The sequence below is a fragment of the Streptomyces sp. NPDC059456 genome (genome assembly GCF_042750055.1).
Classification (GTDB): Bacteria; Actinomycetota; Actinomycetes; order Streptomycetales; family Streptomycetaceae; genus Streptomyces.
Map to the genome: position 1 here is coordinate 1 of NZ_JBHYVA010000280.1, position 10,065 is coordinate 10,065.

14 protein-coding genes are annotated in these 10,065 nt (G+C 71.6%); 6 read left to right on the forward strand and 8 right to left on the reverse strand.

Translation table 11 applies throughout. The annotated features are described in order from the left end of the window. Positions 1–116: 116 nt before the first annotated feature. From ACFXA3_RS23170 to ACFXA3_RS23195, 6 genes are all read right to left on the reverse strand, one after another. On the reverse strand, positions 117–767 hold the full coding sequence (locus tag ACFXA3_RS23170) for a hypothetical protein (protein WP_385189547.1): 651 nt from the start codon (positions 765–767) through the stop codon (positions 117–119). 89 nt (positions 768–856) lie between these two features. Continuing rightward, a complete protein-coding gene (locus ACFXA3_RS23175) occupies positions 857–1,297 on the reverse strand; it encodes a DUF6114 domain-containing protein (protein ID WP_385189548.1) in 441 nt (146 codons plus the stop codon). Then, the gene (locus tag ACFXA3_RS23180; RefSeq protein WP_385189551.1) at positions 1,288–1,938 is read right to left on the reverse strand and encodes a DUF6230 family protein; all 651 of its coding nucleotides are present in this window, start codon (positions 1,936–1,938) and stop codon (positions 1,288–1,290) included. The genes ACFXA3_RS23175 and ACFXA3_RS23180 overlap by 10 nt, the downstream gene beginning before the upstream one ends. A 118-nt stretch (positions 1,939–2,056) precedes the next feature. Beyond that, positions 2,057–2,836, reverse strand: coding sequence for a MerR family transcriptional regulator (locus ACFXA3_RS23185; protein ID WP_385189554.1), 780 nt, complete (start codon positions 2,834–2,836; stop codon positions 2,057–2,059). Between the two features lie 62 nt (positions 2,837–2,898). Next, on the reverse strand, positions 2,899–4,086 hold the full coding sequence (locus ACFXA3_RS23190) for a methyltransferase (RefSeq protein ID WP_385189572.1): 1,188 nt from the start codon (positions 4,084–4,086) through the stop codon (positions 2,899–2,901). Between the two features lie 80 nt (positions 4,087–4,166). Further along, the gene (locus tag ACFXA3_RS23195; protein WP_385189556.1) at positions 4,167–4,517 is read right to left on the reverse strand and encodes a tetratricopeptide repeat protein; all 351 of its coding nucleotides are present in this window, start codon (positions 4,515–4,517) and stop codon (positions 4,167–4,169) included. A 116-nt stretch (positions 4,518–4,633) separates the two neighbouring features. Between ACFXA3_RS23195 and ACFXA3_RS23200 the strand changes: the two genes are divergently transcribed. Together ACFXA3_RS23200 and ACFXA3_RS23205 are read left to right on the forward strand one after the other, a co-directional pair. After that, complete coding sequence (locus tag ACFXA3_RS23200) at positions 4,634–5,599, forward strand: pirin family protein (protein WP_385189557.1); 966 nt, start codon at positions 4,634–4,636, stop codon at positions 5,597–5,599. Between the two features lie 529 nt (positions 5,600–6,128). Beyond that, on the forward strand, positions 6,129–6,329 hold the full coding sequence (locus ACFXA3_RS23205) for a hypothetical protein (protein WP_385189559.1): 201 nt from the start codon (positions 6,129–6,131) through the stop codon (positions 6,327–6,329). Between the two features lie 41 nt (positions 6,330–6,370). Here ACFXA3_RS23205 and ACFXA3_RS23210 read toward each other — a convergent pair whose 3' ends face one another. After that, positions 6,371–6,868, reverse strand: coding sequence for a DUF5994 family protein (locus ACFXA3_RS23210; protein WP_385189561.1), 498 nt, complete (start codon positions 6,866–6,868; stop codon positions 6,371–6,373). A 317-nt stretch (positions 6,869–7,185) separates the two neighbouring features. On the opposite strand from ACFXA3_RS23210, the gene ACFXA3_RS23215 reads away from it, so the two are divergent. The 4 genes from ACFXA3_RS23215 (at position 7,186) to ACFXA3_RS23230 (ending at position 8,654) form a co-directional block, all read left to right on the forward strand. Then, positions 7,186–7,758, forward strand: a complete 573-nt coding sequence (locus tag ACFXA3_RS23215) for a DUF5994 family protein (protein WP_385189563.1) — start codon at positions 7,186–7,188, stop codon at positions 7,756–7,758. 5 nt (positions 7,759–7,763) lie between these two features. Next, positions 7,764–7,952 carry a hypothetical protein gene (locus ACFXA3_RS23220; protein WP_385189566.1) on the forward strand — a complete coding sequence of 63 codons (189 nt, stop codon included), beginning with the start codon at positions 7,764–7,766 and terminating at the stop codon, positions 7,950–7,952. Between the two features lie 95 nt (positions 7,953–8,047). Then, positions 8,048–8,314: a hypothetical protein gene (locus ACFXA3_RS23225; protein ID WP_385189568.1), complete on the forward strand. Its 267-nt coding sequence runs from the start codon at positions 8,048–8,050 to the stop codon at positions 8,312–8,314. Between the two features lie 55 nt (positions 8,315–8,369). Further along, positions 8,370–8,654 carry a hypothetical protein gene (locus ACFXA3_RS23230; protein WP_385189569.1) on the forward strand — a complete coding sequence of 95 codons (285 nt, stop codon included), beginning with the start codon at positions 8,370–8,372 and terminating at the stop codon, positions 8,652–8,654. A 14-nt stretch (positions 8,655–8,668) separates the two neighbouring features. On the opposite strand, the gene ACFXA3_RS23235 is transcribed toward ACFXA3_RS23230, so the two are convergent. Beyond that, a complete protein-coding gene (locus ACFXA3_RS23235; protein ID WP_385189570.1) occupies positions 8,669–9,937 on the reverse strand; it encodes an ATP-binding protein in 1,269 nt (422 codons plus the stop codon). Positions 9,938–10,065: the final 128 nt, after the last annotated feature.

Below are 10,065 nucleotides of genomic sequence, written 5' to 3' on the forward strand. Positions count from 1 at the left end.
GAATGTGTCGTTCTGGTGTTTGGTGGTGTGGTGTTGTCCCGGCCCGCGCGCGCCCCCGCCGCTCGACCCCGCGGCGCCCCCGCGGGCCCTCTTCGTACGCGGGTCGCCGGCGCCCGTCAGGGGCCGACGGTGATCTGCTGCGCCGGGTCCGTCGTGTCGGTGACCTTGTACACGGCGTTGAAGGTGGACGAGGTCGCGCTGGTCGGGCAGCCGAACCCGCCGGTGACCGTGACCGGTACCGAGGCGTTGGTGAAGGTCAGGCTCGGCGGGGCGCCGTTCGCCCAGGTCCCGGCGACGTTCGCCGGGGCGGACGGGGCCGCGGTGACCGTACAGGTGGCCAGGCCGGACGTCTGCACGACGAGTCCGCCGACCGGGACGGTCATGGTGGCGGTGATCGGCGAGCCGTCCTGCATCGACACCGACCAGGAACCGCTGGTGGTGACGGTCGGGGTCACTCCCCAGACGCTGGAGGTGCAGGAGCTGTACGTCGGCGGCGAGATCGGCGACGAGACGGGACCGGAGGCGTTCTGGTTCCCGGGGGCGGCCGGGACCGTGCCGGTGGAGACGGAGACGGAACACGTCACCGTCACGGAACCGGCCTTGAGGGTGGCCTTGCCGCTGAGGGTGGCCTTGAAGGAGTGCCCGGCCGGGGTGACGGTGGTCGACCCGGCCAGCGGTAAGGGCGCGGCGGTGGCGGTGACCGAGGCCACCGACAGCGCTCCGGCGGCGGCGAGGCCGAGGGCGAATGCGGTACGCGTGCGGCTCATGGTGGTGCTCCTTGGGGATGGGGGTGCGGGCTGGAGCCGGTGGGTGTGGGGGACCGAGCGGCGCTTCGGCGGTACGGGGACTGCGGCGGTCAGACGGAGTGCGGCGGTGCGGGCGCTTGCGGTGCGGGTGCCTGCGGTACGGGCGCCTGTGGTGCGGGGGCGTGCGGCGCGGCCGGGGGGCGGGCGGCGGCGTGCGGCTGCCAGGCGAACATCAGCCCGCCGCCGAGGATCCCGAGCAGGGTGCCGATCAGGAACCCGCCGAGGTTCGACAGGACCAGCGCGGCAGTCGCGACGAGCGTGGTGAGCACCCCGGCGAGGCTGCGCTGCGCCGGCGAGAACCAGGCGGTCAGGCCGAGCACGATCATGACGATGCCCATCAGGACGGACGGGATGCCCGCGATGCCCTGCTGGAGCATGACCTTCAGCGGTGCGAGCGGCAGGGCGCAGATCTCCGCTCCGGCGAGGACGGCGAACAGCCCTCCCCAGAACGGCCTGCCCCGCCGCCACCGCCGCCAGCGGCTCAGAAGCATTCCTTCTTGCCCTTGCTGATGTTCATGTTCAGCCCGGACAGCTTGAAGGTGCCCGCGTTCGTCGCCCACGCCGTCTGGTGGAGATCGGTGATGCTGACGGTGTCCGCCTGCTGGGCGAACAGGTCCTGCATGCCCACGGCCTCCGCCGGCCCCTTGTCGAGGGTGGACGCGTCACGGCCGATCTCGATGTTGGTGAAGACGGCGTTGCCGGACAGCTGGGTGGCGTCCACGAACAGGTTGCTGGCCTCGACGGGGCTCTTGTCACCGGCCGTGAGGTTGAGCGAGATGTCGCCGACGATGGGGAGCGTGGTGACCACCGACTGGCAGAGGCTGTGGAGCTTGGCCTCCTTGATGGCGGTGACGGCCACGGGGATGAGCTCCTCGCGGGCGTTGACGTCGACGCTGCCGTACTGGGCGAAGCCCTCGCCCTCCAAGCTCGTCGCCGACACCTTGAACTGCTGGCCCGACACGGCGAACGAGGCGGCGAGCACGCCTTGCGCGAGGGCGATGCCGAGGCCCGCGGTGACGGCCACGGCGGGGACGGTCAGAACGGCGAAGCGGCGCCAGCGGACGCGGCCGCCTCCTTCGCCGTCTCTGCCGGGCGGGGCGGAGGAATCCGATAAGTTGGGGGAATCTGCCATGAGATCGTCCCTTATTTCGGCTGTGCACCGTTGTTACCGACGAGTTGAATGTAAGAGTGCCAATGGGGGTTGGCAAGGTTGTTCGACCGTGCCTTTTCGGCCGACTCCTACCCGTCGGTCACTGCTCCGTGCGCAGCAGTTCGGCGACCTCCGCCTCCACCCGCCGGGCCATCGCCCGGGCGAACTCCGCGGCCACGACCTCGCCCGCCACGGGACGCAGCGCCGCCGCGGCCTCCGAGATGTGATCCAGTTGACTGGCCGAAAGCCGCTCCAGACCGTCCGGGCCGATCACATGCCGGCGGAACAGTCCGACGAACCGGTCGGCGAGCGCGGCCGCCTGAGCCTGTACGAAGTCCCCGGCATCGAGGATCTCCGCCAGCGGCACGCCCTGGCGCACGAGCGTGAGCGTCGCCTCCAGCAGCCGCCGGCTCTGGTGCGTGACCCGGTCGCCCTCGATCCGTACGTACCCCAGCTCCGCGGCCCGCCGGGTGTCCTCGGCCGTCGCCGCCGGGCCGAACAGCCCGCGCAACTCGGCCAGGGTCATGGTGACCGGCTCCTCCTGGACCCAGTCGCGGGTCATCGCCCGCTCCAGACCCAGCAGTTGGGACAGACCGCCGCCCGCCTCCCAGGCATGCAGCAGCTCGGCGATCCCGTTGACGGTGTACCCGCGCCCCAGCAGATCGCTGATCAGCCGGAGCCGCGTCAGGTGGTCCGCGGAGTACCAGGCGATCCGGCCCTCGCGCCGCGGCGGCGGGAGCAGCCCGCGCTCCTGGTAGTAGCGCAGGTTGCGCACCCTGACGCCGGCCGCGCGGGCCAGCTCCTCGCGACGGAAGCGCGCGCCGTCCGCGCCGCCGCCCGCGCCTTCGTCCGAACCGTCATTTCGCACCGGGCTGCTCACGCGGCCGAGTGTAGGCCGGACGCGGGACGCACCCGGGCCGTACCGACGGGTATACCGGCAGGTCACACGGGGCGTGACCGCTCGTCCCGCTTGACCGCGCGCAGCACCACGAACTTCGGCTCGCTCGCCGTGACTTCACTGTTGCCGAACAGGCGGCGCAGGTGGGTGTGGTAGCCCATGTGGCGGTTGGCGACCACCCACAGCTCACCGCCCGGCCGCAGCACCTTGCGCGACTGCGCGAACATGCGCAGCGCCGTCGCGTCGGTCGTCGCCTGGTGCGAGTGGAACGGCGGGTTGCAGAGCACCAGGTCGACCGAACCGGGGTCCAGCATGGCCACGCCGTCGCCGACGAGGAAGTCGGCCCGCTCGCGCTCGCGGTGGACGTTGGCGCGGAACGTGGCCTTGGCGGAGGCGACCGCCTGGTACGACTCGTCGGTGAAGACGATCTCCGCGCGCGGGTCCGCGACCGCGACGGCCGTGCCCACGATGCCGTTGCCGCAGCCCAGGTCCACGACCCGGGCTCCGTCGGTGTTGGTCGGGATGCTCTGGAGGAAGAAGCGGGTGCCGCCGTCGAGCCGGTCCGCGCAGAAGATCCCGGCGTGGTTGACGGCGGTCAGGCCGGCGCCCGAGCCCGCCTCCTCGTCCAGGGTGTACGTGACCGGCCACGGGTCGACGGCCCGCGTCGACGCGGCACCGGGCGTGCAGAAGATCAGCCGGGCCTTCTTCTCGGCGAGCGAGGTCCTGGTCGGGCCGAGGATCTTCTCGAAGAGCTTCAGCGTGGAGGTGTGGATCTCCTTGACCATGCCGGTGCCCACGATGACCGTGCCCGCGTGCACGTGCGGCGCCAGCCGGTACAGCTGGTCCTCCAGCAGCGCCAGGCTCTTCGGAACCCGGACCAGGAGCACGTCGATCCGCTCGGGCGGCGGGTCCTGGGTGGTCAGCAGCCGCACCGTCTCCTTGGCGGTGCCGATGCCGGCGCGGTCCAGGTTCGCGGCCGTGCCGGCCCGGGCCAGGTAGGAGTCGGTGATCTGCGTCGGGCGGAACGCGGCCAGCGCCGTCGTCAGCGCTCCCCAGCGGTCCCCGAGGACGGTGATCTGCCCGGCGCCGGCCAGGTCCACCGGGCCGCGTTCCCCCGTACCGGAGTCGAGGTGGCGCAGCAGGTACTCGTCGGCGGCGTCCCAGGCGCGGAGCTGGTCGCGCGGGTCTTCGGGGAAGCGGGTGAGCTCGTAGGAGCCGAAAGGCGTGGTCAGACGGTTCATCGTGCCCCCAGGCTAACCGAGGCGGCCGCCCGGCCCGGCACGGCGCAGCCTTTTGTCCGCCGACTCGGGCCCTACTCGGGGAACTCGCCGGCCATCGCGGCGGCGAGCCGCAGGTACGGGGCGGCCTCCGCGGCCCGGCCCCGGCGCTCCAGCGTCCGGCCGAGCATCAGCTGCGCGTAGTCCTCCACGGGCCAGCGCTCCAGGATGGCGCGGAGCTCCTGCTCGGCCCGGGAGAGCTGGGCGGAGTGGTAGTAGGCGCGGGCCAGCAGCAGGCGCGGCGCCAGCTGCTCGGGGGCCTCTTCGGCCAGCGGGTGCAGGATGCGGGCGGCCGTCGCGTACTCCTTCGCGTCGAAGAAGAGCCGGGCCCGCTCCCAGCGCTCGGCTGCCGTCCCGTGCTCGAAGTAGGTCGTCGGCGCGTTCATCGCGTCCCTTCCGCCGTTCAGGTGATGTCCTCGGGTGTGTCCGCCCCCTCCAACACGGGACGACAGCCGGGCATTCCACCGAACACGGCACCGCCGCGGGTACTAGGTTGTGCGGTATGAGCAATCTCGATCGCCGGCCCGCTCTTTCCGCTTGCGGCGGCCGCGGCTTCGTCGTGGCCGAACCAGTCCGTGAGCTCCTCAGCCCGCGCACGGTCAGGCTCGGGGAGTCCACCGAGGTCCGCCGGCTCCTGCCGAACCTGGGCCGCCGCATGGTGGGCGCCTGGTGCTTCGTCGACCACTACGGCCCGGACGACATCGCCGACGAGCCCGGCATGCAGGTCGCCCCGCACCCCCACAGCGGGCTCCAGACCGTGAGCTGGCTCCACGACGGCGAGGTGCTCCACCGCGACAGCGTCGGCAGCCTGGAGACGATCCGCCCCCGCGAGCTCGGCCTGATGACCTCGGGCCGCGGCATCAGCCACTCCGAGGAGAGCCCCCGCCCGCACGGCCGGATCCTGCACGGCGCCCAGCTGTGGGTGGCCCTCCCCGAGGCCCACCGCAACGTGGACCCGCACTTCCAGCACCACGCGGAGCTCCCGCAGGTGACGGCGCCGGGCCTGACCGCGACGGTCATCCTGGGCACCCTGGACACGGCGACCTCACCGGGCACGGCGTACAGCCCGATCGTCGGCGCGGACCTGACCCTCGCGGCGGGCACCGAAACGCGGCTCCCGCTCGACCCGGACTTCGAGTACGCGGTGCTGTCGATGTCGGGCGAGGCCCACGTGGACGGCGTCCCGGTCCTCCCGGGCTCCATGCTCTACCTCGGCTGCGGCCGCACGGACCTCCCCCTGAGCGCGACCTCGGACGCCGGCCTGATGCTGCTGGGCGGCGAGCCGTTCGAGGAGGAGATCGTGATGTTCTGGAACTGGATCGGGCGCAGCCAGGCGGACATCGAGGAGTTCCGCGAGGACTGGACGAACGGCACCCGCTACGGCGAGGTGAAGGGCTACGACGGCCCCCCGATCCCTGCGCCTGCGCTCCCGCCGGTGCCGCTGAAAGCGCGCGGACGGGTGCGCTGACCTGTGCTTGTGTGAGGCAGGTCGATAGTCGAGATCAGCTCAGGGGAGGCCGTTTTCCGTGCGGAGACCATCCCGGCGAGGTGAGCGACGGGAGGCTCCGGGAGGCCATCTCCGGGCCCTCGACGCTTCCCTCGTATGACCGGCTGGGGTCGGCTTTGGCAGGACCAATGCCGAGTTTGGTGACGGTGCGTCATGAGGCTCTCGGTGGCGTTCGAAGCCGGACGCTGCTCGGTACACGCGCCCGGTCAGTTCCTCGGCGATGCGTTGCTCGTGGACGTCCCCCGGCCTTCCTCCGCTGAAAGCTCGGCACGAGGTGAAGTGTTGCGTGCCACGGGTTCCCTCGCGGGGAGTCAGGTTGAGCCCCGGGCACTCGTCGATGGCGAGTGGCTGTCGTCAGTCCTCCTTCCTGGTGAGGCCGAGCGTCCTTCGAATGCCTCGCTTCGCGGTCGACATGATGCAGACCGTCGCGGTGCGTGTCAGCGTGATCGGAGAGGAATCCGTACCCCACGCATCCAGAGGAGTCGCCGTCATGGACGGTAGGCAGGACAAGCGCCAGGAGCCGGGCAAGGGGCGCGAGCCGCAGGAGCACCGTCGCCCCGGGGACCCGGCGCAGCCCCAGCCCGGCCGGTCGTCCCGCGAGAAGGGACACAAGCCCGGCCAGAAGGAGACCTCGCGCCACGGCGAGGACGATCTTCTGCGCGAGGAGGACCTGCACGACGAGGGGCTCTGACCGGCGCACCACCCGCCCGCTCGGCCACTGAGGATTCGGGGTCAGCCCGCCGCCTCGGCGGCGCCGTCCTCGGGTTCAGGTGTGGTCGCGATGAGGATCTGAGTGGCCTGCGTGACGTTGTCGGCGCGGACGGCGCGGGCCATCGCTTCGCGGGCGGCGTCGGCGGTGGTGTCCGGGGGGACCACCAGCAGGGCGAAGTGGTCGTTGTGGCCACGAGTGACGAGGACGGTGTCGTCGCCGACAGGGTCGGCATCGAGGTGCACGACCTGGCCGTCGATGACCAGACGGGTCGGGACGTCCTGCCAGGCGGAGGCGTCCAGGCCGACCCGCGTGAGGGGCCCGAGGTGCGCGGTCAGTGCCGTGATCAGTGCGGGCAGCTCGACCGTGACGTCCCTGGAGCGCGGCCACCAGGCGCCGTCCAGGAGCCCTTCGCGGGACTTCGTGGTCTCCAGCCGGAGCAGGGCGGCGCCCGGCTTGACCGCTTGGTGGATCGCGTCCGGGAGGAGCTTCGCAGGGGCGGGGTTGTCGGATGCGGCCATGGTGATTCCGCCTGTCTCGCGGTGCGGAGCCACCCCGTTCGACGGCCGGCGGCGGCGTCGAAAAGGCTGTTGAGCTGCAGAGCGTCTCCGTCGTTTCACGGTACTCCACCCACCCGCCCGGTGCGGCGAGGGAAACCGACTGCGCCGCTCTCGCCGCCTGCCCGGAAAATACCTGGTCAGAAGCGGCTTCCTGGATCGCCAACCGGAGTACGGTGAAGGGACCGGGAGTATTCCGCACACCCGCTCCCACGCGGACGTCGTTTCCGGCGATCACTGCACCGGGCCGTTCGCGAACGGCCCGGAGACGGGTCCGCGACATGACCACGACCCTCGACCGCGCTGCGCAGCCCGCTGCTGTCCTGCGCCCGGCCCGCCTGTCCCTCACCCCGAAGACCACCCTCGCAGGTCAGCTGGACGGTGCCTGGTGGCCGTACTCACGTGACCTCGAAGCCGAGCTCCCCGCTCTCGCCGCCGCCCTGGACGGGACCTGGGGGCGCATCACCCGCGTCAGCGTGAACCCCCGCCGCTGGCCGGTCGTCCCGCGCACGGTTGCCGTGGCCGGGCACGTCCTGCACGTGGGCTGGTTCACCGAACAGGACCCCGACAAGCTGATCCTGCTCTCCTACACCGTCGGCCGCTGGGACCTCCTGGTGATCCCGCCCGAGACCGAGCCCGCGGCCGCCGCCCGGCTGATGGCCGCCGCCGCGATCCCGGGCAGCGTCCTGGCCGCAGACGTCCTGATGGCGAACGAGACCGTCATCGGGCGCGGCATCGTCGACGCCCGCCGCCGGGAAGCCACCTGGGAGGGCGAAGGCGGGGCCTGCATGTCCCCCTTCGGGGAGCCGATGGGACGAAGCGCCCTGCCGCCGGCCGGAAACGGCTGGAGGTGAGCTCCGTGGAGACCATCGTCCTCATCGCAGTGATCATCCTCATGATCGGCATCGGAATGCTCTGGATCCACCTGCTGAACGTCCAGCACGACGCGCGGATCGAGGCCTACCGCTTCAGTGACCCCCTGCCGAGGCCTCCCGGCCTGCCGGACGGCACCGGTCGTCGAGCCCATCACACGGGTGCCGACCGGTGAGGAACAGAACTTCCTCCGACCGGGGGCAGCGGGCGGGACGCCTCGGCGCCCCGCTCCGCCGGCCTCTCACCCACTCGAAAAGGGAACACGCCCACGTGAAGTACATCGAGACCCAGACACTGCCCTCGCTCGGGCACGCCGAGGTCCGGATCATCGCGCACACTCCGGAAGCCGCCCGTGCGGTCGCGGAGGCGCTCCGCCGCTGTTTCGCGGGCGCGGAACAGCGAAGCTACCCCGGCCTCGACGGCGACACCCGGCTCCACCTCACCGTGGACACGTCAACCCCCGCCGGCCCCGCCCGCTCGTGGTTGGCCGCCAGCAGGACCCCCGTCGGCACCGGCGCGCACTCCGACGAGATCTGAGAAGCCCCGACCGGCCCCGGAGCCCGCGCCACCCCACACACGAAAGGACGCGGTCATGGCCACACTGCGCGAACGCAAGACCTACCGCGACCAGGTGCTCCGGGTCCTGTACGAATCCGTCGAGGGCAACCGCCTCCTCGGCATCACCGGAGCACAGCTGCGGCGCGACCTCCGGGTACCGGAACAGGACCTGGCCGCCGCCTGCACCTACCTGGCGGGCGAAGGACTGATCACCGTCGACTGGGACCCCGGCAACACCCCGGCGATGGTCACCCTCACCCACGAGGGAATCCGGCACATGGAGGCCGAGGAGGAGGAGACGGCCGCGGGCCCGGCCTGATCCGGACAGCACACCTAGATGCGGGCGAACTTCTCGGTCTGCCGGGCGAACTCCTGTGCCATGGCCGCGCTGACCGTGGGCCTGGTCTCGCCGATCGTGCGCAGGTAGTCCCCGGTGGTGGGGCGGGCCCGGGTCCCGGTGTCGAAGGTGTGCTCGAACTGGATCTGGGAGACGGTGCGCGCCACATGGGCGATGTCGGCGGGGGTGAACCCCTCGCTGGCGTCCGCCAGCGCCGCGCTGTCGGCCTTCGCGCCCGCCCGGTCCAGGTAGCTCTCCCACAGCGCGGTCCGCGCGCGGTGGTCCGGGGGGCCGATCGGCAAGACGTAGTCGAAACGGCCGTGCCGCAGGAACGCGGAGTCGAGCGTGGTCACGTCGTTCGTGGCGCAGACGAGCAGCCGCCCGTCCTGGCCCCGGAACCGGACGATCGCCTTGAGCAGTTCGTTGACGACGCCGACCGCGGTCGCGTCCGCGCCGCTCCGGGTCCCGGCGATCTCCTCGACCTCGTCGATGAAGACCAGGACGTGGTCGAGCCCGGCGATCTCGTCGAAGCGCCGGTTCAGCCCGCTCGCCAGTCCGTACTCGGCGGCCAGCCGGGCGGGGAACAGTTCGAGGAAGGGCCATTGCAGGCGGCTGGCGATGGCGTGCGCGAACGTGCTCTTGCCGGTTCCGGGCGGCCCGAACAGCATCACGGCCCGCGGCAGCTCCACGCCGTGCTGGGCGGCCATTTCGGGATGGGCCAGTGGCAGGACCAGACGCCGCTCGATGAGCTCCTTCTCCCGCTGCATGCCCGCGACCTTCTGCCACAGCCCCCCGGGCGGCAGCTCCGCTCCCAGCGACGCCAGCATGCTGACCGCCTGAGGGGTCACTCGTCCGCGCTTCTCGAAGAAGACCAGGCCCGGACGGGCGCCGAAGCCGCAGTTGTACAGGGCGGCGGCACCGGTCTCTCCGTCGGGCAGGACCGCGTGCACCGTTCGGACGCCACCGGCGAACAGCCGGTGCTCCAAGGCCGTGATCAGGTCACTGCCCAGCCCCTTGTGCCGCCAGGCGGGCGCCATGCTGATGCGCAAGATCCACGCCCGGTCTCCGTCCACCCTGCTCACCGCGGCACCGACCACCACGTCGTCCGCCGTGGCCACCACCGCCGGGTGGAGGGCCTGGAGGGCCGCCACGGCGTCCGAGAGCGGAAAGAGCGGTGGCTCTTCGGTCGTGCCGCTCTCGGCGTCGACTCGGAGCACCGATTCGAGATCGTCCTGTGTGTAGTCCCTGACGCGCCACCCCGTCATGGTCAGCTCCGCGTGTTCGGCCGTACTCCCATCATCAGCCGATGCGATACGTTTCGCGCGCGGCAGAGAACGTGCGCGCACCCGCCGTTACGGGGATGGCGGAGCAACGAATCAGGTTGTCAGTACCG